Below are 23,326 nucleotides of genomic sequence, written 5' to 3'. Positions count from 1 at the left end.
ATGTCAGATTTTCAAACCATGGATGACTTTGTGGTCTTTGTTAATGACTACCTGACACCAGACCAATTGAAAGTTCAAGCCTATTCTTATGCGTCAGACCAACAGGAGCTCTCTCTTCTTGTGACCGTTGATGATTATGAGATGATGTGTCGTTGGCATGCTGTCTGGACTTTTTCAGGGTTACACCAGGCCTTCTTTCAGTCTGTAATGGACTTGGATAACAGCTTTTCTATTGATAGTGATAGCTTGGCTATGAAAGTGCGTTTAAGGGATCAAGAGCTCTTGTTTCAAGCAAAGGGGCTTGAGATGGTGGTTGTCGATTTGCCTGAGCCCCTTTTTCGTTTAGCTGATGTGTCTTTTAACGAAGGAGGAAAGCACTTTACCTACCTTTGTGAAGATCAAAGTGTTGCAGCAGAAGATTGGGTCTTGGTTCCTATAGGTTCTGGTAATGCTGAAAAAGAAGCATTTGTGGAAAAAATTTCCTATGTCCTAGCGGACGAGGTTCCAGTTGAGCTGAAAAAACTGAAAAAGGTGATTCAAAAGTTGGATTTAGTAACCGTTCGTTATGATGTGAAGGTTGTTCGAAAGGGATTTTTGAGTTTTTCAGGGATGGCTTTTGAGGGCGAGGAACTAGGTAAGCCGACAGACTTTCTTTGGGTACCCTTTTTGGCAGAACAAGATGATTTGGCTGTTCCTACCTATGGTATTCGAATCAATGATGGCAGTCGCAAGACTTATGTAACGGCCTTGGCTGGTGAGGATGATAGTATGGAAATGATTGCTCTTGCACCAGCTACTTATGCGGTTTTTAAACTTAGAGGGCCTGCAACAGCAGCTGTTTGGGAGAGTTTTCATTATGCTAAGAAACATTTTGAAATGATTGATCAGCCAACTGTAGAGGTTTATCCACCAGGGAATCGTCAGGCTGAAGATTATGAAATGGAAGTTTGGATTCCAATAAAGGAGGAAGTATAGATGCGTCTGGATAAGTTTTTGGTTGATTGTGGTGTTGGTAGTCGCAGTCAAGTCAAGACCTTTCTCAAAAAGAAGCAAGTAACCGTAAATGGTCAGGTGGAGACGTCGCCCAAGACTCAGATTGATGAGAATCAAGACCAGATTGCTTTTCAAGGTCAAGCATTAACACACGAGACCTTTGTTTACTATCTGTTAAATAAGCCTCAGGGTGTTATTTCAGCGACGGAGGATGCCCGTCACAAGACAGTACTTGATTTACTGGATGATACAGCACGACATAAGCAGGTCTTTCCTGTTGGTCGTTTGGATATTGATACTCACGGTCTCCTGCTTTTGACAAATAATGGCGATTTAGCTCACGCTATGCTGTCTCCAAAGAAACATGTTGATAAGATTTATCAGGCTAAGGTGGATGGAATCATGGAGCAGGAGGATATTCTGGCTTTTGAAAAAGGGATTGAACTCAAAGATCACACTTGCCAACCAGCTAAACTAGAAATTGTATCCGTAGATAGGGCTGTTGGGACTAGCCTAGTTCAGATTACCATTGCTGAAGGGAAATTTCATCAGGTTAAGCGTATGGTAGCTGCTTGTGGTAAGGAAGTGACAGAGTTACAACGCCTAAGTATGGGGCCTTTAAGCCTGCCCAATGATTTAGAAGTCGGTGCTTGGCGACGTTTGACCGAGGAGGAGTTGGAAGCTTTAACGGTTTTTGGAATTCCTTTGGCTTAAGCTAGTCTAAGAGTTGCGAAATAGGCAGATTTTTGTTACTATTATTGTGAAATAATAGAAGAAAAAACGAGGTAAATTCAAGTGGCATTTGGAGATAACGGACCACGTAAGAAATCATTTTTTGAACGTCTAACAGTATTGGTCGTTTTGATTATGCTATTAGTAACAGTTGGGGCATTGATTTTCCAAGCAGTCGCAGCTGTCCTTTAAGACGCTATCAAGCGTTTTTTTGTGTATGTCGGAAATTCTTTCGTTTGTGATTGAATTTGTACATGGCATACAAATCAGAAAGAGAGAAATATAGATGAGTATGTTTTTAGATACAGCCAAGATTAGTGTCAAAGCTGGTCGTGGTGGAGACGGGATGGTTGCCTTCCGTCGTGAGAAATATGTACCCAATGGCGGTCCTTGGGGCGGTGACGGTGGTAAGGGTGGCTCAGTCATTTTCAAGGTTGACGAAGGCTTGCGTACCCTTATGGATTTCCGTTATAATCGTAAATTCAAGGCTAAGAATGGCGAAAAAGGGATGACCAAGGGAATGCACGGACGAGGTGCTGAAGACCTCATCGTTAGCATCCCACCTGGTACGACAGTTCGTGATGCTGAGACCGGTAAGGTCATTACTGATATGGTTGAGGATGGCCAAGAGTTTGTCATTGCTCACGGTGGACGTGGTGGACGTGGAAATATCCGTTTTGCGACACCTCGTAACCCTGCTCCTGAAATCGCTGAAAATGGTGAACCAGGTGAAGAGCGTGAACTTCAATTGGAATTGAAGATTTTGGCTGATGTTGGTTTGGTTGGTTTCCCATCCGTTGGTAAATCAACGATTCTCAGTGTGGTAACAGCAGCAAAACCAAAGATTGGTGCCTATCACTTTACGACAATTGTTCCTAACTTAGGTATGGTTCGTACGAAGTCAGGTGAGAGCTTTGCCATGGCTGACCTTCCAGGATTGATTGAAGGGGCTAGCCAGGGTGTTGGTTTGGGAACACAGTTCCTTCGTCACATTGAGCGTACACGTGTTATCCTTCATGTGATTGATATGTCAGCGAGTGAAGGGCGTGATCCTTACGAGGATTATCTTCAAATTAACAAAGAGTTGGAAACTTACAACCTTCGCTTGATGGAACGTCCACAAATTATTGTTGCTAATAAGATGGACATGCCTGGGGCTGAGGAGAACTTGAAGGAGTTTAAGGAAAAATTGGCTGCTAACTATGATGAATTTGATGAGTTGCCACAAATTTTCCCAATTTCAAGTTTGGCTCACCAAGGTTTGGAAAATCTCTTGGAAGCTACTGCAGAGTTGCTTGATGAGACTGATGAATTCTTGCTTTATAGCGAAGACGATATGGAACAAGAAGAAGTTTACTACGGCTTTAACGAGGATGAACGTCCATTTGAAATTAGCCGTGACGACGATGCTTCATGGGTACTTTCTGGTGAGAAACTTGAAAAACTCTTTGTCATGACTAACATGGAACGTGACGAATCTATCATGAAATTTGCACGTCAATTGCGTGGTATGGGAGTTGATGAAGCGCTTCGTGAACGTGGTGCTAAGGATGGCGATATCGTTCGTATCGGTAACTTCGAGTTTGAGTTTGTGGATTGACGTTGAAAGACTCTCTAAGTGCTGAAGCACTTGATAGTCTACGGCAGCCGCTATGGCGGACTGCCTATCAACCTCACTAACTACGTAAAGTCGGTATAATCGACCGACTTGTGTGGCGTGGCTAAGTGTGATATAAATATCTGCTGAATACAATAAATTATTGAAATAAGAGGTTTACAATGGGAGATAAACCGATATCCTTCAGGGATAAAGATGGAAATTTTGTTTCTGCGGCCGATGTTTGGAATCCAAAGAAACTTGAAGAACTCTTTACGCGCTTAAATCCTAACCGAAAACTCCGTCTTGAGCGTGAACGCTTGGCAAGGGAAGAAGCAGCAAAACACCCTGAACTAAATGAAGAAACAGAGCAAGTCTAGCACTTGCTCTGTTTTTCTTATCCAAAATGGTAATCAAAAACAGCTACTCTAGCAAGAGTAACTGTTTTGATAATTAGGCGTTTAGAACCTTGTCCAAGAATTCTTTCAAACGTGGGTGTTGTGGGTTATCAAAGATTTGATCTGGAGTACCATCTTCGAGGAACTCACCGTCCGCAGTAAAGATTACTCGGTTGGCAACTTGACGAGCAAATCCCATTTCGTGAGTAACGATAATCATGGTCATACCTTGCTCTGCCAATTCTTTCATAACGTTAAGAACGTCTCCGACCATCTCAGGGTCAAGGGCAGAAGTCGGTTCGTCAAAGAGCATGATATCAGGATTCATTGCCAAACCACGGGCAATTGCCACACGTTGTTTTTGTCCACCTGATAGGCTATCTGGCATTGCATCTGCCTTGTCAGCAAGTCCCACACGATCAAGAAGATCCATAGCTAATTTATCAGCTTCTTCCTTATTCATACGTCCGAGTTCAACAGGTGCAAATGTCACGTTTTCAAGGACTGTCATGTGTGGGAAGAGGTTGAAATGTTGGAAGACCATCCCGATATTTTCACGGGCTTTGTCAAGATTTGTCTTAGAATCTGATAATTCATAGCCATCAACGACTACTTTACCAGATGTCACTGTTTCAAGTAGGTTAAGCGTACGAAGGAAGGTTGATTTACCTGAACCTGAAGGACCGATGATACACACAACGTCACCTTCGTAGAATTTGGCGTCAATGCCTTTAAGGACTTCATTGTCGCCGTATGATTTGTGCAAGTCCTGCACATCGATTTTCAATTCAGCCATTATTTAAGTCTCTTTTCTAGTCGTTTAGCCAATTTCGTCAAGCATGTGATGATGACCAAGTAAAGGATGGCCAAGATCGCATACATACGGAATGATTGGTAGTTACGAGCAATGATGATTTTACCAGTTTGGAAGAGTTCAACCAAACCGATAGCTGATACGATAGTCGTATCTTTCAATGAGATAACAAATTGGTTGATAAAGTTTGGCAACATCAAGCGAACCGCTTGTGGCAAGATAACCTTACGCATTGTTGTATTGTAAGGGACACCCAAGCTTCGGCTAGCTTCCATCTGACCAATAGGAACAGCTTCGATACCACCACGTACAATTTCGGCAATGTAAGCACCACCGTTAAGTGAGAGGGCAATTGTCGCTGCCACAAAGTCATTGATTGGTGACTGGTGACCAGTGATATTTTCAATCAAGTTAGGAATACCCCAGTAGATGAAGGCTGCAACGATCATCAATGGGATACCACGAACCACGTCAACAAAGACTTGCGAAATCACTCGGAGTGTCTTGTTTGGTGCAACTGCCATCATACCGAAGATAACACCGATAATCATGGCAATAGCAAATGAAAGAAGGGTCAATCCAAGGGTAATTCCAAGACCTTGGAGAAGTTGTTTGTAGTTGTTTTTAATCAAGCCTACGATGGTTGTTTCATCGGTAGCTTTTTTTGAGCTTCCTTCTTTTGATTTGTTGTTATCGAGGTATTTATTGATAATCTTATCGTAAGTACCATCTTTAACGATAGCAGCCAAACCATTGTTGAACATCTCAATCAACTCAGGGTTAGTGCCTTTTTTAACAGCAAATCCGACTTCACCAGTAGCAATACCTTCAATTGGTGTTGTAAAGTTACGTCCTTGTTGGATAGCGTATAGAAGAACGGCTTCATCATCCATAAGAGCATCGATTGAACCAGAGTTCAAGCTGTCATACATAGTAGAAGCTTCATCGTAAGCACGAACAGTAAAGCCATACTCACCAGCGTGGTCTTCCAACCATGAGTATGATGACGTACCGTTCTTAGCTCCTACAGTCTTACCTTTAAGATCCTTGTAAGATTTAACCTTACTTCCTTTGGCTACAGCCAAACGAATATTTGATGTGTAGTAAGGATCTGAGAAGTCAAAGATTTGTTTACGAGCATCAGTGATGGTCATACCAGCCATAACCGCGTCAGCTTGGCTAGATTGTACAGCATTAAGTGATGCATCGAAACCAGGGTTAGTCAATTTGACATTGAAACCTTGGTTTTTAGCAATGGCATTGATGATATCAACATCGATACCTACATATTTACCTGAACCATTTTGGTATTCGAATGGAGCAAAAGATGAGTCCATTGAGATAGTGTAGGTTTCCTTAGCAGGAGTGGCTTTTGCATTAGCATCACCAGTCAATTTAAGATCTGCTGAAGGTTTTGATGAAGAAGATTTTTCTGAGTCACCCAACCATTTGTTCATGATTTTGTCGTAGGTGCCGTCTTTCTTCATTTCCTTAAGAGCTTCGTTGAAGTCTTTGATAAGATTTTCGTGTTTTCCGCCTTTTTTAACAGCGAAAGCGAAGCTACCGATAGATTCAGGCTTAATGTTGATAGCGTAGTCTTTTCCTTGACCAATAGCGTATTTAACAACTGGTGTGTCGTCCATAGCTGCGTCAACTGAACCTGAATCCAAGCTATTGTTCATCAAATCACTAGTGTCAAAAGTTTTAACTGTGAAACCATATTTGCTAGCATTTTTATCAAGCCAAGTTTGAGCAGCGGTACCGTTTTTAACACCGACTGTTTTACCCTTCAATTGTTTGTAGTCGCTGACTTTGTCGCTGCTACGTGTGTAGATAACAATTGAAGTGTCGTAATAAGTGTCTGAGAAAGTGAAGACCTTCTTACGTGCGTCGGTAACAGTCGTACCGGCCATTAGGGCGTCTGCTTGGCCTGATTGAACAGCGTTAACGGCTGCATCGAAACCAGGGAAGGTTTGGTTAACATCCCAATTTTTACGTTTGGCAACTTCGTTGATGATATCAACGTCGATACCTTTGTAGGTCTGATCAGAATCTTTGAATTCAAATGGGGCATAGGCTGTGTCTGAAACGACTGAAATTGTTTCAGCAGATACCTTGGCTCCGAAAACAAAGAAAACTGACATGGCACTCAAGAAGAGTGTCAGAAGTTTTTTCTTCATTATAAAAAGTCTCCTTTATAAAATACCTTCCTATTCTATCAAAAAAAGGTCTTGTTATCAAACTTCTTGGAGTTTGATGTTAGGAAATGTAACAAGGTTCGTTAGATATGAGAGCTATCTGAGAAGAAGTTGACAAGCTTGTGTCAATTAGTTACACTGTAATCGAATACATGTAAGATTTGTTACAGGAGCTGAAAAATGAAGAAACGTATGCTTGAGAAATATACTAGCCGATATGATAAAGTTCCAAGTTGGCTGATGATTATGCTGTCCTGTTTTATTGCCTTGGGTTATTTCCTTATAAGTGGATTTCTATCAGGGATTGTTGTGGGAATTCCAATGGCTATTGTTCTTTCGTTCTTAGTATTAAATGGCAACATTCAGTTCCAGGATATACATTCGATTTACTATAAAATATTTTCAACCTTGTATTTTCAGTTGGGAGCCTTTGCCTTTACTGCCTTAGCTATCTTTTTCTGGGTTAAAGTTGTTGAAAAACGTCCCATTCGTACACTGGGATTCTTCAAGGGTCATATTTGGTTGAACCTGCTTAAGGGCTGGGGATTGGGAACCCTGCTCTTGTTAGTTAGTTTCCTTGGGACTTATTTACTTGGAGGGTTAGAATTTGTAAAAGTAGACTTTTCTCAGAGAACCCTCTTATACATACTATCCCTAATCCCTTTCTGGTTTATCCAAGGTGGAACCGAGGAACTGGTGACACGTGGATGGTTACTTCAGACGGTGACTAATAAATTGAACCTTTCCTGGGGAATTGCTATTTCAAGTTCTTTCTTTTCAATATTACACCTAGGAAACCAGGGTGTTACCGCCTTGTCTCTAATCAGTATTGTTCTAGTAGGAGTTCTTTTGGCTCTTTACATGCTCAAGACAGATAATATCTGGGGTGTCGCTGCCCTTCACGGTGCTTGGAACTTTGCGCAAGGGAATCTAGTTGGCGTGGCAGTTAGTGGACAGGATGCTGGCGGTAGCTTATTGCACTTTCAGGCCAGGTCAGGCGTGCCTGATTGGTTATCAGGTGGAGCCTTTGGTCTGGAAGGAAATCTCGTTACCTGTCTCGTACTCCTGGTAGGTATCGTCATCCTTCGTCTACAATTGAAAAAAGAAAACTTTTAAGGCTGAGTTCAAAGACTCGGTCTTTTTACTTCTGTGTTAAAATAGAAGAAAGTTTGGAAAAGGGGAAGAGATGAGAGTTAGACTTGAGCGAGGTATGATTTGTGTCCAAATTGTCTATGGACTTATATTTCTTGTCGCTTCCACCGGTCTATTCTGCTGGTTTCTTTTAGATGATTATCGTTTTGGGAACTTTGTAGACAACTGTGTTGCATTCTTCATTTTACTAATATCTCTTCATGCTCTGACTAATTTAGTTGATGGTATTGTGAGACTTAAAGGTCATAAAAAAATTTTGGAAATTAACAATGATACCTTTATTTATTATGGAAGGTTATGTGGACGAGTAACCTTTGAGATTCCGCTGTCTGAGATTGACTTGGTTATGAAGGATTGGTCAACGCCAATGGATGATGCCAAACACTCGTCGACTATATACTATATTCTAAAACGTATCGATGATTTCGGAAATATAAGGTCTTGGGAAAGAAAGAGATATAGAGTTTTATACATTTTTTTCAATGATAGTAAAAGGGCCTTGAAATATGATAAAAAACTTGGTTTTCAGACACGAAAAAAGCGAAAATACGTTGCTGAGACAAAAATGATTCACATTCCTATCGCAGAAGGAGAATTTTTCTCCGACCAAGAGATGAATGATTACATAAATGAAAGGAAAAAGAATGATAGATAGAAAAGAAGACAACCAATTCCATTTGGTTTCTAAATATGAACCTTCTGGGGATCAACCTCAGGCCATCGAAGCCTTGGTGGATAATATTGAAGGTGGTGAGAAGGCTCAAATTCTAAAGGGGGCGACAGGGACAGGTAAGACCTATACCATGAGTCAGGTCATCCAGCGCGTCAATAAACCAACCTTGGTTATCGCCCACAATAAAACTTTGGCAGGTCAGCTTTATGGAGAGTTCAAGGAGTTCTTCCCAGACAATGCTGTGGAATACTTCGTTTCCTACTATGATTTCTATCAGCCAGAGGCCTATGTACCATCATCAGATACCTATATCGAAAAAGATAGCTCTGTAAACGATGAAATTGATAAACTCCGTCACTCAGCGACATCGGCCCTCCTTGAGCGTAATGATGTTATCGTTGTGGCTTCCGTTTCTTGTATTTACGGTTTGGGTTCGCCAAAAGAATATGCCGATTCAGCGGTTAGCCTTCGTCCAGGTCAGGAAATTTCTCGAGATAAGTTGCTAAATGATCTGGTTGATATCCAGTTTGAGCGAAATGACATTGATTTCCAACGTGGGAAATTCCGTGTACGTGGTGATGTAGTCGAAATTTTCCCGGCTAGCCGTGATGAACATGCCTTTCGTGTCGAATTTTTCGGTGATGAGATTGACCGCATCTGTGAGATTGAAAGTTTGACAGGACGCAATCTCGGCGAGGTTGAGCACCTTGTTCTTTTCCCGGCGACTCACTTTATGACCAATGAAGAGCATATGGAAGAAGCCATCAAGAATATTATGGAAGAAATGGAAGCTCAGGTTAAGCAATTTGAAGCTGAGGGTAAGCTCATCGAGGCTCAACGTATCCGCCAAAGGACAGAATACGATGTTGAAATGCTTCGTGAGATGGGCTATATCAATGGTGTCGAAAACTACTCACGCCACATGGATGGTCGTAAAGAAGGCGAGCCACCGTTCACCTTGCTTGATTTCTTCCCAGAAGATTTCCTCATAATGATTGATGAAAGTCACATGACCATGGGTCAGATTAAGGGAATGTATAACGGGGACCAGGCCCGTAAGAAGATGCTGGTTGATTACGGTTTCCGTTTACCATCGGCTCTTGATAACCGTCCACTTCGACGTGAAGAATTTGAGAGCCATGTTCATCAGATTGTCTATGTGTCTGCCACTCCAGGGGACTATGAGATGGAGCAGACTGAGACTGTCGTTGAGCAAATCATCCGTCCGACAGGGCTTCTTGACCCAGAAGTCGAAGTGCGTCCAACCATGGGACAAATGGATGACCTCCTTGGTGAAATCAATGCCCGAACTGAAAAAGGCGAGCGTGTCTTTGTAACCACTTTGACTAAGAAGATGGCTGAAGACTTGACTGACTATCTCAAGGAAATGGGTGTCAAGGTCAAATACATGCACTCTGACATTAAGACTTTGGAACGTACTGAGATTATCCGTGACCTACGTTTGGGTGTCTTTGATGTTCTTATTGGGATTAACCTTCTTCGTGAAGGGATTGACGTTCCTGAAGTTAGTCTGGTTGCTATTTTGGATGCTGATAAGGAAGGTTTCCTTCGTAACGAACGTGGACTTATCCAAACGATTGGACGTGCTGCCCGAAATAGCGAAGGGCATGTTATCATGTATGCGGATAAGATTACGGAGTCTATGCAAAAAGCCATGGATGAAACAGCTCGTCGTCGTGAAATCCAGATGGCCTATAATAAGGAGCATGGCATTGTTCCACAAACGATTAAGAAAGAAATTCGTGACCTTATTTCGATTACCAAGGCTAATGAAGCAGAAGTAGCAGAGGATACTGTGGACTACAGTGCCATGAACAAGAAAGAACGCCAAGAAGCCATCAAGAAACTTCAAAAACAAATGCACGAAGCAGCAGAACTGCTTGACTTTGAATTGGCGGCTCAAATCCGTGATATGGTGCTAGAACTGAGGAGTATGGATTAGAAATACTGAGCCTTGGGTTAACACTTTAACAAGATGGGCCAGAGAAAAATTGCGGCTTTTATTGGTTTAAATTTTAACCTTATTGTATTTCTGTTGCATGCTATGGTAGGTATAAGTGATATGAATGAAGATAATCCACAAATTATTTTTGAGCCCATGTGGACTATAAAAAGAGAACTTGTTTGGATACAAATGTTTGGTTATATATTGTTTATGGCTTTCTATGCTTCTATTTATCTGCATTTGCGACATCGAGAGTCGATTAAAAACTAATTGTCAAGATTTTATTTGATTACTTACTAGAAAGGACTATCTATGTCACGTTCACAAGCTACTATTCTGACCAACATGTGTCTCATCGAAGATGACCATGGAAATATTGTCATGCAAATTCGCGACCCGAAAAGATATTCTTGGTCGGGTGCTGCCTTGCCTGGTGGTCATATTGAAGCACATGAGGGGCTAGTGGAATCAGTTATTCGTGAAGTCAAAGAAGAAACCGGTCTTACCATTAAAAATCCTAAATTGGTTGGTATGAAACATTGGTACACGACAGATGACGAGCGTTATCTCGTTTTCCTCTATAGAACTTCAGACTTTGAAGGAGATATTCACTCGACAGAGGAGGGAGAAGTCCGTTGGGTTGCCAGGGAGGATGTTCCTAAGATGGAGCTGGCCTATGACATGCTCAACCTATTGCGCGTGTTTGAAGAGGATCAACTCTCTGAACTTTTCTATCGTGAGCGTCTTGAAAATGACTTTATCCGAGAATTTTGGTAATAATATGAACTATTTATTCAGATGAATGAATAGTTTTTTTGTCTTTAAAATCAGATAAAAGAGCTTTAAATAAGTGATTTTCAGATTTTGTAATGACGGTAAAATTAATAAAAATGAAAATTACAATCAATAAAAGTTCATTTTTTCATTGACAAATGCATAATAATACATTATTATACTTACATAAGTTAATAAATATAGAAAAGAGATTGATTATGAAAACATGGAAAAAACTTTTGTTAGGATTTGCAGGGATCTTTGCTTTGACGACTTTAGCAGCTTGTTCTTCGTCGAAGGACACTTTGGAAAAGGTACAAGATAAAGGGACATTGACAGTTGCTCTTAATCCTCACTTTGCTCCTTTTGAATTCAAGACGATCCAAAATGGTAAGGATACGATTGTTGGGGCAGATGTCGAAATTGCTAAGGCTATTGCAGATGAGCTTGGTGTAAAAGTCAAATTCTCTGAAATGTCTTTTGATAATGTCTTGGCCAATGTTCAATCTGGTAAAGCAGACATCGCCATTTCCGGAATCTCAGCCACTAAAGAACGCCAGAAAATCTTTGATTTCTCAGATACCTACTATGAGTCTGAAACGGTTCTTGTTGTCAAAAAAGATGCAACAGGAACTTACAAACAAACCGGTGATTTTGCTAAAAAATCTGTAGCCGTTCAAAAAGGTTCTATTCAAGAAAATATCGCCAAAGCCAACTTGTCAGATGCTAATGTGGTATCCTTGGCGCAACCTGGTGAAGCTATCAATGAATTGAAATCTGGTCAAGTTGAAGGAGTGGTTCTTGAAAAGGCCATTGCACAAGGTTATGTAGATCAAAATAGTGATCTAGCTGTGTCATATATTGCACTCAAGTCAGATTCAAAAGATGCCTATGCCGTCGCAATGCCTAAAGGAAGCGATAAGCTAAAAGCAAAGGTTAATAAGGTTATCGCTAAACTCAAAAAAGAAGGTAAGATTGACAGCTATGTTCAAGATGCCTATGCTCTCTCTCTTAAGAGTTCTACTAAATAAGGGGTTATTATATGAAGAAATTTTGGTTTATCCTTACAGCTCTAGTCGCTACCTGCTTTCTAGTTGCTTGTAGCGGAAGTCAGGGAGTAAGTCCCAAAACGATTAAGGAAAAGAAGAAAATTGTCGTGGCAACAGAATCTGAATTTGCGCCTTTTGAGTTCAAATCGTTGGTTAACGGCAAAGATACGCTGGTTGGAGCAGATATCGAGTTGGCCAAAGCTATCGGTGAAAAACTCGGTGTAAAGGTTGAATTTTCCGTGATGTCTTTTGATAATGTTCTTGCTAACGTGCAAAGTGGTAAAGCTGATATCGCCATTGCTGGTATTTCGGTGACAGACGAACGTAAGAAGGTTTATGATTTTTCAGACAGCTACTATACGTCAGAAAATGTAGTGATTGTCAAAAAAGACAAGGTAAATGACTACACAAGCAATGATAGTCTCGCTAAACAAACGGTCGGTACGCAAAAAGGGTCTGTCCAAGAAACCGTTGCTAAGAAACAAATCCCTAAGGCAAGTGTCGTATCACTAGCTTCAAATGGTGAAATGATTAACGAACTTAAATCAGGTCAGCTTCAAGCAGTTGTACTTGAGAAGGCCATTGCAGAAGGTTATATCGCCCAAAATGATGATTTAACCCTTGCCAACTTTAATCTCAAGTCAGATGGTACAGATGCTTATGCCGTCGCAACACGTAAGGGTTCAGATGACTTGCTTAAAGAAATCAATGCCGTCATCAAAGAGACTAAGGACTCTGGAAAATTTGACCAATGGTTGAAAGAAGCATCAACCTACAAACAAAGTAAGTAAATTTAAAACTCCCGAGCACCTGAAACGAGCATGTTTCAGGTGCTTTCATCAACAGTGAAAAGTCTCGTTTGGTCCTCGCTTTACTCACTTAGGGGGAGTCTCCAAAAATTCTTAAATCTAAAATGGGGCAATACCCCATTTTTTATTGAATTCTCTGCTAAAAACGGTTATTATCAAAGTAGGTAAGTCTGTTCAATAGACAAATGACATCGTATAGAGTGCTTAAGAAAAGCAAGGAGAAACTATGAAGCTACCACGTTTTGGTGTTGAAGAATGGCTTAATGTCCATGAAAAATCTGCCATATATGATATCGCAGGAGTTTCAATTAAGGCCCTCACAATGGAAGAATTATTTGACCTGTCAGGCCTTGATAAGGACGCCTTTTTTGCCCAACTGCTAAAGAAAAAGATGGATTACGGCTGGATTGAGGGGGCACCAGAGTTCAAAACTCAGGTGGCTAGTTTATACAAGAACATGCCGGTTGATAATATCCTCCAAACCAACGGGGCAACGGGAGCGACGATGCTAGCCCTTTACGCTCTTATTGAGCCTGAAGACCATGTCATCTCCATGTATCCAACTTATCAGCAGCTCTATGACATTCCTAAGTCACTAGGAGCAGATGTGGATCTCTGGGCGGTTGAAGAGGACAAGGGGTGGTTGCCTGATTTGGACCAACTCCGTCGTCTGATTCGCCCTAATACCAAGATGATCTGTATTAACAACGCCAACAATCCTACCGGTGCCCTGATGGACGCTGCTTACCTTGAGGAGCTAGTGGCTATCGCTAAAGAAGTAGACGCCTATATCTTCTCAGATGAGGTCTATCGCAGTTTTGACCAGCCTGCGCCTTCTATTGTAGATTTGTATGAAAAGGGTATTGCCGTCAATAGTCTGTCAAAGACCTATTCCATTCCCGGTATTCGTGTGGGTTGGGTTGCTTCTAACACAGAGGTGGCGGATATTCTGCGTGACTACCGCGACTACACGATGATTTGTGCTGGTGTCTTTGATGATATGGTGGCTACCCTTGTCTTGGAAAATAAAGAAGCCATCCTAGAACGTAATCGTCAGATTGTAGAGGAAAATCTAGCTCTTATGGATACGTGGATTGCCAGGGAATCTAAGGCGTCATGGATTAGACCTGCCAGTGTTTCCACCTCTTTCGTCAAATTAGATGTGAATCGACCTATCGAAGATTTTGCTTTAGAGCTTCTTCAGGACTATGGTGTTCTTGTGGTTCCGGGTAACCGTTTTGACAAGGAGTCCCATGTTCGCATTGGTTATTGTTGTGACAAGGAAGTCCTTCAAAAGGGCTTAGAAAAATTGTCGCAATTTCTTAATAAATGTTGACAATACCACTAATTTTAAGTAAAATAAACAAGCAAAAATTATATTTATACAGGAGTTTCTTATGAAAAAACTATTCCTTGGAGCCATGGCTCTCCTTGCTGCTGTGACTTTGGTGGCATGTGGGTCAAAAAAAGACGCTTACGAATCTATTAAAGAAAATAAAAAACTTGTCGTGGCTGTCAGTCCAGACTATGCACCATTTGAGTTCAAAACTTTGGTTGACGGTAAAGACCAAGTCGTTGGTTCGGACATCAAGTTGGCACAAGCTATCGCTGATGAACTTGGGGTTAAACTCGAAGTGACAACTATGAGCTTTGACAATGTCCTTTCTAGTCTTCAAGCTGGTAAGGCTGATATTGCCATCTCTGGTATCTCAGTGACTGATGAACGTAAGAAAACCTTCGATTTCTCAGATCCTTACTACGAAACACAAAATGCTATCATTGTTCGTAAAGATCAAGAATCTACCTACTCAAGCCTAGATGCTTTCAAAGGTAAAAAAGTTGCCGTTCAAAAAGGTGCTATCGAAGAAGGGCTTGCTAAGAAACAGTTGAAAGACTCAACAGTCGTATCACTTACAGCAATGGGTGAAGCCATTAACGAAGTTAAATCTGGCCAAGTTGATGCTGTTGACCTTGAAAAACCAGTAGCAGAAGGTTACGTGGCACAAAATCCAGATTTGGCATTGGCAAGTGTAGCCCTCAAAGTTGACGATGGTGATGCTAAAGCAGTCGCTATGGCTAAAGGCAATGACAAATTGAAAGAAGCAGTAAACAAGGTTATCAAGAAATTGAAAGACAATGGTACTTACGACGAGTACATCAAGGATGCTTCTAAATACACAGCAGTTGAATAAAAGAGAGCTAGAGGATGATTCCTCTAGTTTTTTGTATGGTAAAGCCCCTGATAATCTCCAATAAGACTTAGAAAATAGTGTTGACATCAAAATTACTCAAACTTAAAAGATATTTCTTGACAGAAAAAGATCAGTCTTGTATACTTGAATAGAACGTGTAAAATGTTACATTATCTTGAGGAGGTGAATTCAATGTCAAAAACAGTAGTACGTAAAAACGAATCACTTGACGACGCTCTTCGTCGTTTCAAACGTTCTGTGACTAAAGCTGGTACTCTTCAAGAGGCTCGTAAACGTGAACATTACGAAAAACCTTCTGTAAAACGTAAACGTAAATCAGAGGCAGCTCGCAAACGTAAAAAATTCTAATTAAGAATGAAATTAACAGAAAAAAGCTTGAGTTTACTCAAGCTTTTTTCTGTTACTTCGAATAGATAAGTCTCTTGGTATAAAAAAATAAGACGTCTGATAGTTCAAGCGTCTTAAGTTTCATATGCTTTTAGGTGAACAAATAAAGATTATTTGTTTGCAAGAAGATCGCGGATTTCAGCAAGCAATTCTTCTTGTGATGGAGCTGCTGCTTCTTCAGTAGCTTCTTCTTTTTTACCGAGAGCTACAGCGTGGTTAGCAGCTTTAACAACGAAGAAGAGGGTAGTACCAACGATGATGAAGTTGATAATTGCACTCAAGAAGTTACCGTAAGCGATACCGTTCCATGACAATTTAGAGAGGTTTTCAACGTTAGCAGCTTTAACAACTGGGTTAAGGATAACTGGAGTGATAATATCACTTACAAGTGAAGTGATGATAGCGTTGAAGGCAGCTCCCATAACAACGGCTACAGCAAGATCAAGGACATTCCCCCTGAATAAAAAATCTTTAAGTTCTTTAATCATTTTGATAATGATTCCCTTCTTTTATTTATTTTTAATAGTTTATCCAATTTTGTAATTCTTGACAAGGGATTTGCTCATGAAAAATCAATTTTATTTTACTTTCATTTTTCATCGTGTTATAATTAGAAGTAATGCAATTATGGTAAGATAGGGGGCAGTTAGATGGTAATTGATAAAGCTTTAATAGAAGATATTAAGAGCAGTACCAATATCGTCGACGTGATTGGTGAAGTTGTCAGTCTTAATCGCGCAGGTCGAAATTACCTCGGTCTCTGCCCTTTCCATAAGGAGAAAACCCCCTCATTTAATGTTATCGAGGATAGGCAGTTTTATCATTGTTTTGGTTGTGGAAAGTCTGGGGATGTCTTTAAATTTTTAGAGGAATACCGTCAGATTTCTTTCCAAGAAAGTGTCAAGGTTCTGGCAGACCGCTTAGGTATTGCAGTTACGATAGATGCACCAAGACAGGCTCAGCAGCAGAATTCTCCTAATCAAGCCTTCTATGATCTTCATGAGGATGCGCTTAAGTTTTATCACGCAGTTCTGATGACGACTAAGATAGGAGAAGCAGCGCGTGCCTACCTCTATGAGCGTGGTATGACTGACGATTTACTTAAGACCTTCCAGATTGGTCTAGCCCCTGACGAACCAGATTATCTCTATCAGTCTGTATCAAAAAAATATGACGAAGAGGTACTGACAGAATCAGGTCTTTTTAATCTTTCTGAAAGTAATCGCCTTTTCGATACTTTTAAAAATCGAATCATGTTTCCGCTTAAGAATGAGTTTGGAAAGACTATCGGTTTTTCAGGGCGTGTTTGGACCAAGGACGATATTGAAAAAGGACAAGCCAAGTACAAAAATACGAGGGCTACCCGCATTTTCAATAAGTCTTACGAACTCTACCACCTCGATCAGGCTAAACCAGTGATTCAGAAGACCCATGAGGTCTATCTGATGGAGGGATTCATGGATGTCATTGCTGCCTATAGGGCTGGGCATGTTAATGCTGTGGCTTCTATGGGGACGGCGTTGACCCCTGAGCATGTTAATCGTCTTCGTAAGTTAACCAAGAAAATTGTTCTGACCTATGATGGTGATAAGGCTGGGCAAAATGCGATTGCCAAGTCTCTTGAGCTTTTATCGGATTTTCAAGTGGATATTGTTAAAATTCCAGACAATATGGACCCTGATGAATATCTACAGAAAACATCTGAAGAAGCTTTGGGTAAACTTTTGGTCGAGTCACGCATTTCAGATGTGGAATTTTGGATAGGACAGCTCAAGCCTGCTAATGTGGACAATCTTCAAGCGGAGATTGCCTATGTTGAGCAGATTGCTAAGATTATTGCCAAGTCACCTTCTGTGACGGCACAAAATTCCTACATTTCTAAGGTGGCTGACCTTTTGCCAGACTTTGATTTTTTCCAAGTCGAGCAAGCGGTCAATAACGAACGGTTGACCATGAGGAATCAGCAGACGGCTCAATTATCAGCTGCTAGTAATAGTGCTTATGAGTCTTCAGCATCAGGATTTAGAGGGACGGTCAAACTACCTTCTACACCTAAGATTACAGGTCTTCGCCGAGCGGAAAATCAACTCTTCCATCGTATGCTTAATCATCCGATGATTTTGAATGACTATCGCATGAGAGAGGAGTTTTTCTTCCAAACACCTGAGTTAGAGGAGCTTTATCATATTCTGAAGCAGGATGGTCAGATTGATACCGTAGCTTTGTCTCTACTTTCACAAGAGGTGCAGACAGCCTATTATCAGGTTTTAGAGGAGATTTTACCACCTGAAACTAGTCTTGAAGAAGTTCAGGCTATCGAAGAACGTAGAAATCATTTTTTGAGGGAACAGGACTTTCGTAAGCAAAGTAAACAAATAAGAGAATCAAGTAACCACGGTGATGTGGATGCAGCGGTGGAAGCCCTGCAGATGCTCATCGCCCAAAAACGAGATATGGAGTAACACATGGCAAAGAAAAAACAAAATACAGCATTTAACGTTCAAGTCGCTGATTTCATTCGTAACCACAAAAAAGCTGGTACAGCAATTGATGATGAAGTCACAGAAAAACTAGTTATCCCATTTGTTCTGGATGCTGATGGGATTGATGACCTTTTGGAACGTTTGACAGACGGTGGTATCTCTATCACTGATAAGGACGGAAATCCTTCATCTAAATATGTTGTTGAAGCCCCAAAACCAGAAGAGTTGACAGACGAGGAGCTTCTTGGTTCAAACTCAGCTAAGGTCAATGACCCTGTTCGTATGTACCTCAAAGAGATTGGGGTAGTGCCTCTCTTGAGTAACGAAGAAGAAAAAGAATTGGCTATCGCTGTTGAAAATGGTGACTTGGAAGCTAAACAACGTTTGGCAGAAGCCAACCTTCGTTTGGTAGTCTCAATCGCTAAACGTTATGTGGGACGTGGTATGCAGTTCTTGGATTTGATTCAAGAAGGTAACATGGGGCTTATGAAAGCCGTTGATAAATTTGACTACTCTAAAGGTTTCAAATTCTCAACTTATGCGACATGGTGGATTCGTCAAGCAATCACACGTGCTATCGCAGACCAAGCACGTACCATCCGTATCCCAGTTCACATGGTTGAAACTATTAATAAATTGGTGCGTGAGCAACGTAACCTCTTGCAAGAGTTGGGACAAGATCCAACACCTGAGCAAATCGCTGAACGTATGGAGATGACTCCAGATAAGGTTCGTGAGATCCTTAAGATTGCTCAAGAGCCAGTTTCTCTTGAAACACCTATTGGTGAAGAAGATGATAGCCATTTGGGTGACTTTATCGAGGATGAAGTTATTGAAAATCCAGTAGATTACACAACTCGTGTGGTTCTTCGTGAACAATTGGATGAAGTGCTTGATACCCTTACAGACCGTGAAGAGAATGTTCTTCGTCTCCGTTTCGGTCTTGACGATGGGAAGATGCGTACTTTGGAAGATGTTGGTAAAGTCTTCAACGTCACTCGCGAACGTATTCGTCAGATTGAAGCTAAAGCCCTTCGTAAATTGCGCCACCCAAGCCGTAGTAAACAACTTAAAGACTTTATTGAAGACTAAGATAGTAAATGGAAGGGGCCTGATTATTAGGCCCTGATTTTGGAGGAAAAGCTATGTCTGAAGTAAAATACACTGAAGCAGAAATTGAAAAAATCAAAGACCGTATCTTGGAAGCCTTAGAAATGGTCATTGATCCAGAGTTGGGGATTGATATTGTCAACCTTGGCCTCATTTACGATATCCGTTTCCAGCAAGATGGTTATACTGAAATCGATATGACCTTGACGACTATGGGATGCCCACTGGCAGACCTTTTGACAGACCAAATTTATGACGCTATGAAAGAAGTACCAGAAGTCACTAAGACTGAGGTTAAGTTGGTCTGGACACCAGCGTGGACTGTTGAAAAAATGAGTCGTTATGCCCGTATCGCCCTAGGTATTCGTTAGGAGAAATCTTATGAAAACACTGGCTATCGTTGTTCCTTGTTATAACGAGGAAGAGACTATTCATCCTTTTTTAGAGGCTTGTCAGGCAGTTGAGCGACAAATGGCCAATCAGTTGGCTTTCAACTATTACTTTGTCAATGACGGTTCAAAAGATCGCACCTTAGAAGTTCTGAGACAGGTTTCAAAACAATTTGAGAATGTTCACTATCTCTCTTTCTCTCGTAATTTTGGGAAGGAAGCAGGCTTACTGGCAGGACTTGAAGCAACCCAAGGTGACTACGTCACAGTTATGGATGCCGATCTTCAAGATCCACCTGAACTGCTCATCGAGATGTATGCCAAAATCCAAGAAGGTTACGACGTTGTCGGGACACGACGTGCAGACCGCAAGGGTGAGCCACCTATTCGTTCACTCTTTGCTAAGGCCTTCTATTGGTTGATTAATAAAGTTTCTGATACTGAAATGGTGGATGGGGCACGTGATTTCCGCTTGATGACTCGTCAAGTCGTTGATGCCATTCTTGAGCTCAAGGAAGTCAATCGCTTTTCAAAAGGCCTCTTTTCTTGGGTCGGCTTTGACGTGGCCTACGTCTCTTATGAAAATCGTGAACGTGTGGCGGGAGAGACTTCATGGTCTTTCTGGAGCCTATTGAGTTACTCACTTGATGGCTTTATCAACTTCTCAGAAGTACCCTTGAAGCTTGCCACATGGGCAGGGACCTTCTCATTCTTGATTTCTTTGGTTGGAATTATTTTCGTCATCATCAGAAAGTTGACCATTGGTGGAAGCGTAGCTGGTTGGGCGAGCCTTGTCTCTATTATCCTCTTTATAGGGGGGATTCAGCTCTTAGCGCTTGGAATCATCGGTCACTACATTTCCAAGATTTTTTTAGAAACCAAGAAACGACCAGTGTATATTGTTAAGGAGAAGGGCTAAAGAATGATTGAAGAGTTTTTAGGAGTATTTAATAATTTAAAAGGATATATTAAGAGGAATAAATTTGTTTTATCTCTTATCTTAGGTGTTTATCTTTTAGTTAATATTAACATCAGTTTAGCTGAGTACCCCTATATTGACGATATTGGTCGTCAAGTTCTGGGTTATACGGGCTTCTCTGAACATTACTCCAGATATTTGAGTGAATTTTCAGCACGTCTTATTCAAGGTGGTACTCATTTAACGGATCCTGGCCTGACAACAAATATTATCTCAGCCTTTATACTAACATTTGCAAGTACGATATTATTGTTTGTATTGTTTCCATCGAAAAAGGTTACTCCAGTTTTAGCCTTAGCCTCAACTGTAATTGGAATAAATCCTTGGTTTTTAGAGCCTTTGAGCTTTAGGTTTGACAACCCATTTATGTCACTAAGTATTTTAGTGTCAATTCTTCCTTTTATCTTTTGGGAGTCTAGAAAACTATTTAGTATATGTTCGGTTGTATGTATTTATCTTATGTGTAACTCATACCAAGCATCGTCAGGAATTTATATTCTCATGACGCTAACACTTCTCTTTTTAGAAGTAGTCTACAGTGGTAAATTGAATATAAAGAGTTTAGTATGTTCGATTTTATCCTATGTTGGTGGTATGGTTTTATATAAAATACAAATTACTATTAAGCCACCGATTTTTGCTGACCAAGGGAATATCCCAAGTTTATTACATCTTCCTAGTATTATGCTAGCAAATGCTAAAGGTTATCTGAAAAATATTTATCTTCAAAGCACAAAAGTCTGGATTCTTTTATTTCTAGTAATACTTATCTTGTTAGTATTTAATATAATTACTAGTAGCAAGCAAAAGAAAATTGTAGCTTTAGCTTTTACGTTTGCTTGGCTTGCTTTAGGAAGTATTTTGAGTTATGGAAGCTATTTAATACTTTCAGAACAATTTTATTTGTTGAGACCTAGATATGAGTACGGACTAGGAGTCTTTTCTTCGATTGTGTTAGTTGTTTCTTTGGGAATAACCAATCGAAATCAGATTATTAATGTTTTAAAATCAGTATTTTCAAGTTTACTCATCTTTTATTTCCTTGCTTTTTCATTTATTTATGTAAGCAATTTAAAGCAACAGAATAATACATTTGAAGTTCAGAGTGCTATGCTAGGAAATAGTTTGAATAAGTATTTGAATGATAAAAATAATGTGGTCAATATTAATCGTTTTGTTGCTAATTCGCCTATTTATGAAAATGCGACCTCGGTCTATCCAATGATTAGTAGTTTAATTATGCCTAATACTAATGTTTCTTGGGATATGACGATGAGATTTAATGCAATCACAAAATTTAACGTTGATTTTAAACCATTTGATGCAACAACAGTAAATTCAGAGTATAAACAATTAGAAACAACAAAAATGTATGATGTTTATACCAAAGATAATGAACTTTTTGTAGTGATGAAATGATAAATTATATTTTATGAAAGCAGATTTTTTCTGCTTTTTTTGTTAAAATGAAACTAACATTATTGGAACTACAAGGAGAAAAATATGATTCTAGTAACAGGTGCAAATGGCCAACTCGGAACTGAACTTCGTCACCTTCTTGACGAACGTAACGAAGAATATGTAGCAGTAGATGTGGCAGAAATGGACATCACAGATGCTGAAAAAGTAGACGAAGTTTTTGCGGAAGTAAAACCAACCTTGGTTTATCACTGTGCTGCTTACACAGCTGTTGATGCAGCTGAAGATGAAGGTAAAGAGCTTGACTATGCGATTAATGTGACAGGTACTGAAAATGTCGCTAAGGCTGCTGAAAAACATGGTGCAACGCTTGTTTATATTTCAACTGACTACGTTTTTGATGGTGAAAAACCAGTCGGTCAAGAGTGGGAAGTTGATGATAAACCAGATCCACAGACAGAGTATGGTCGTACAAAACGCATGGGTGAAGAGTTAGTCGAAAAATATGTGACTAACTACTACATTATCCGTACAGCTTGGGTGTTCGGTAACTACGGTAAGAACTTTGTCTTCACTATGCAAAACCTTGCTAAGACTCACAAGACACTTACAGTTGTTAATGACCAACACGGTCGTCCAACTTGGACACGTACTTTGGCAGAGTTTATGACTTATTTGGCTGAAAACCGTAAGGAATATGGTTATTATCACTTGTCAAATGATGCAGCAGAAGATACAACTTGGTATGACTTCGCGGTTGAAATCCTCAAAGATACTGATGTTGAAGTGAAACCTGTTGATTCAAGCCAATTCCCAGCTAAAGCTAAACGCCCACTTAACTCAACAATGAGTTTGGATAAGGCTAAGGCTACAGGATTTGTCATTCCAACATGGAAAGATGCTTTGAAAGAGTTCTACAAACAGGAAGTGAAGTAAGAATACGAGAAAAAGTGCTACTGTTTAGTCTTTTAGTGGATATTTTAATAGTTTTATATAGCCTCAGATGCTGGGGTGAGAATATCTGTACCAGAAGGAAAACGTGAGATAGAGGTTTCGTACCACTTTACAATTTGGGAAAAGATTTTTTTCTCCCTTTCATTAGTATATGGTATCTTTGAAACATTTTATGGTTATATAGTTCTTAAAAAGAATAATATATTAGTACTTTCTACTAATAAAAGTGTAAGAATT

23 protein-coding genes are annotated in these 23,326 nt (G+C 40.3%); 20 read left to right on the top strand and 3 right to left on the bottom strand.

The window, feature by feature from the left end; all coding sequences use genetic code 11:
- The 5 genes from HMPREF2697_RS05345 (at position 1) to HMPREF2697_RS05325 (ending at position 3,702) form a co-directional block, all read left to right on the top strand.
- The gene (locus tag HMPREF2697_RS05345; RefSeq protein ID WP_070849878.1) at positions 1-975 is read left to right on the top strand and encodes a GyrI-like domain-containing protein; all 975 of its coding nucleotides are present in this window, start codon (positions 1-3) and stop codon (positions 973-975) included.
- Positions 976-1,707, top strand: coding sequence for a pseudouridine synthase (locus tag HMPREF2697_RS05340; RefSeq protein ID WP_002886795.1), 732 nt, complete (start codon positions 976-978; stop codon positions 1,705-1,707). It abuts the gene before it with no gap.
- 81 nt (positions 1,708-1,788) lie between these two features.
- The gene (locus HMPREF2697_RS05335; protein WP_002884629.1) at positions 1,789-1,917 is read left to right on the top strand and encodes a DUF4044 domain-containing protein; all 129 of its coding nucleotides are present in this window, start codon (positions 1,789-1,791) and stop codon (positions 1,915-1,917) included.
- Between the two features lie 94 nt (positions 1,918-2,011).
- The gene (obgE, locus tag HMPREF2697_RS05330; RefSeq protein ID WP_002884694.1) at positions 2,012-3,325 is read left to right on the top strand and encodes a GTPase ObgE; all 1,314 of its coding nucleotides are present in this window, start codon (positions 2,012-2,014) and stop codon (positions 3,323-3,325) included.
- 179 nt (positions 3,326-3,504) lie between these two features.
- Entirely contained in the window at positions 3,505-3,702 is a 198-nt protein-coding gene (locus HMPREF2697_RS05325) for a hypothetical protein (RefSeq protein WP_002884415.1), read from the top strand.
- 73 nt (positions 3,703-3,775) lie between these two features.
- On the opposite strand, the gene HMPREF2697_RS05320 is transcribed toward HMPREF2697_RS05325, so the two are convergent.
- Both HMPREF2697_RS05320 and HMPREF2697_RS05315 read right to left on the bottom strand, forming a co-directional pair.
- Entirely contained in the window at positions 3,776-4,516 is a 741-nt protein-coding gene (locus HMPREF2697_RS05320) for an amino acid ABC transporter ATP-binding protein (RefSeq protein WP_002886797.1), read from the bottom strand.
- Entirely contained in the window at positions 4,516-6,714 is a 2,199-nt protein-coding gene (locus HMPREF2697_RS05315) for an ABC transporter substrate-binding protein/permease (RefSeq protein WP_070849876.1), read from the bottom strand. The genes HMPREF2697_RS05320 and HMPREF2697_RS05315 overlap by 1 nt, the downstream gene beginning before the upstream one ends.
- Before the next feature lie 198 nt (positions 6,715-6,912).
- Between HMPREF2697_RS05315 and HMPREF2697_RS05310 the strand changes: the two genes are divergently transcribed.
- From HMPREF2697_RS05310 to rpsU, 9 genes are all read left to right on the top strand, one after another.
- Positions 6,913-7,848 carry a CPBP family intramembrane glutamic endopeptidase gene (locus HMPREF2697_RS05310; RefSeq protein ID WP_070849874.1) on the top strand — a complete coding sequence of 312 codons (936 nt, stop codon included), beginning with the start codon at positions 6,913-6,915 and terminating at the stop codon, positions 7,846-7,848.
- A 70-nt stretch (positions 7,849-7,918) separates the two neighbouring features.
- Positions 7,919-8,539 carry a hypothetical protein gene (locus HMPREF2697_RS05305; protein WP_070849872.1) on the top strand — a complete coding sequence of 207 codons (621 nt, stop codon included), beginning with the start codon at positions 7,919-7,921 and terminating at the stop codon, positions 8,537-8,539.
- Positions 8,529-10,520 (top strand): excinuclease ABC subunit UvrB, encoded by a 1,992-nt coding sequence (gene uvrB / locus HMPREF2697_RS05300; protein WP_070849870.1) that lies wholly within the window; start codon positions 8,529-8,531, stop codon positions 10,518-10,520. The genes HMPREF2697_RS05305 and uvrB overlap by 11 nt, the downstream gene beginning before the upstream one ends.
- 315 nt (positions 10,521-10,835) lie before the next feature.
- Positions 10,836-11,300 carry an 8-oxo-dGTP diphosphatase gene (locus HMPREF2697_RS05290; RefSeq protein ID WP_002886803.1) on the top strand — a complete coding sequence of 155 codons (465 nt, stop codon included), beginning with the start codon at positions 10,836-10,838 and terminating at the stop codon, positions 11,298-11,300.
- Positions 11,301-11,515: 215 nt separating this feature from the next.
- Positions 11,516-12,328 (top strand): transporter substrate-binding domain-containing protein, encoded by an 813-nt coding sequence (locus HMPREF2697_RS05285; RefSeq protein ID WP_070849868.1) that lies wholly within the window; start codon positions 11,516-11,518, stop codon positions 12,326-12,328.
- Between the two features lie 11 nt (positions 12,329-12,339).
- Entirely contained in the window at positions 12,340-13,137 is a 798-nt protein-coding gene (locus tag HMPREF2697_RS05280) for a transporter substrate-binding domain-containing protein (protein ID WP_070849866.1), read from the top strand.
- A 244-nt stretch (positions 13,138-13,381) separates the two neighbouring features.
- Positions 13,382-14,491, top strand: coding sequence for an aminotransferase (locus HMPREF2697_RS05275; protein WP_070849864.1), 1,110 nt, complete (start codon positions 13,382-13,384; stop codon positions 14,489-14,491).
- A 61-nt stretch (positions 14,492-14,552) separates the two neighbouring features.
- The gene (locus HMPREF2697_RS05270; RefSeq protein ID WP_045772215.1) at positions 14,553-15,347 is read left to right on the top strand and encodes an ABC transporter substrate-binding protein; all 795 of its coding nucleotides are present in this window, start codon (positions 14,553-14,555) and stop codon (positions 15,345-15,347) included.
- Between the two features lie 192 nt (positions 15,348-15,539).
- Positions 15,540-15,716: a 30S ribosomal protein S21 gene (gene rpsU / locus HMPREF2697_RS05265; protein ID WP_002884573.1), complete on the top strand. Its 177-nt coding sequence runs from the start codon at positions 15,540-15,542 to the stop codon at positions 15,714-15,716.
- A gap of 149 nt (positions 15,717-15,865) precedes the next feature.
- Here the strand turns inward: rpsU and mscL are convergent, their stop codons facing one another.
- Positions 15,866-16,243 (bottom strand): large conductance mechanosensitive channel protein MscL, encoded by a 378-nt coding sequence (mscL, locus tag HMPREF2697_RS05260; protein WP_002886807.1) that lies wholly within the window; start codon positions 16,241-16,243, stop codon positions 15,866-15,868.
- A 162-nt stretch (positions 16,244-16,405) separates the two neighbouring features.
- Between mscL and dnaG the strand changes: the two genes are divergently transcribed.
- The 6 genes from dnaG to rfbD all read left to right on the top strand — a co-directional run bounded on the left by dnaG (position 16,406) and on the right by rfbD (position 23,071).
- Positions 16,406-18,217, top strand: a complete 1,812-nt coding sequence (gene dnaG / locus HMPREF2697_RS10365) for a DNA primase (RefSeq protein ID WP_002886808.1) — start codon at positions 16,406-16,408, stop codon at positions 18,215-18,217.
- Positions 18,218-18,220: 3 nt separating this feature from the next.
- The gene (gene rpoD / locus HMPREF2697_RS10360; protein ID WP_014632795.1) at positions 18,221-19,330 is read left to right on the top strand and encodes an RNA polymerase sigma factor RpoD; all 1,110 of its coding nucleotides are present in this window, start codon (positions 18,221-18,223) and stop codon (positions 19,328-19,330) included.
- A gap of 53 nt (positions 19,331-19,383) precedes the next feature.
- Entirely contained in the window at positions 19,384-19,719 is a 336-nt protein-coding gene (locus HMPREF2697_RS05245; protein WP_002886809.1) for a metal-sulfur cluster assembly factor, read from the top strand.
- Positions 19,720-19,729: 10 nt separating this feature from the next.
- Positions 19,730-20,656 carry a glycosyltransferase family 2 protein gene (locus HMPREF2697_RS05240; protein ID WP_014632796.1) on the top strand — a complete coding sequence of 309 codons (927 nt, stop codon included), beginning with the start codon at positions 19,730-19,732 and terminating at the stop codon, positions 20,654-20,656.
- Positions 20,657-20,659: 3 nt separating this feature from the next.
- Complete coding sequence (locus HMPREF2697_RS05235; RefSeq protein WP_014632797.1) at positions 20,660-22,135, top strand: glucosyltransferase domain-containing protein; 1,476 nt, start codon at positions 20,660-20,662, stop codon at positions 22,133-22,135.
- Positions 22,136-22,219: 84 nt separating this feature from the next.
- Complete coding sequence (gene rfbD / locus HMPREF2697_RS05230) at positions 22,220-23,071, top strand: dTDP-4-dehydrorhamnose reductase (protein WP_070849863.1); 852 nt, start codon at positions 22,220-22,222, stop codon at positions 23,069-23,071.
- Positions 23,072-23,326 lie beyond the last annotated feature (255 nt).

Source organism: Streptococcus sp. HMSC064D12 (genome assembly GCF_001837205.1).
GTDB lineage: Bacteria > Bacillota > Bacilli > Lactobacillales > Streptococcaceae > Streptococcus > Streptococcus salivarius_D.
This window is presented reverse-complemented; position numbering and strand designations above follow the sequence as displayed.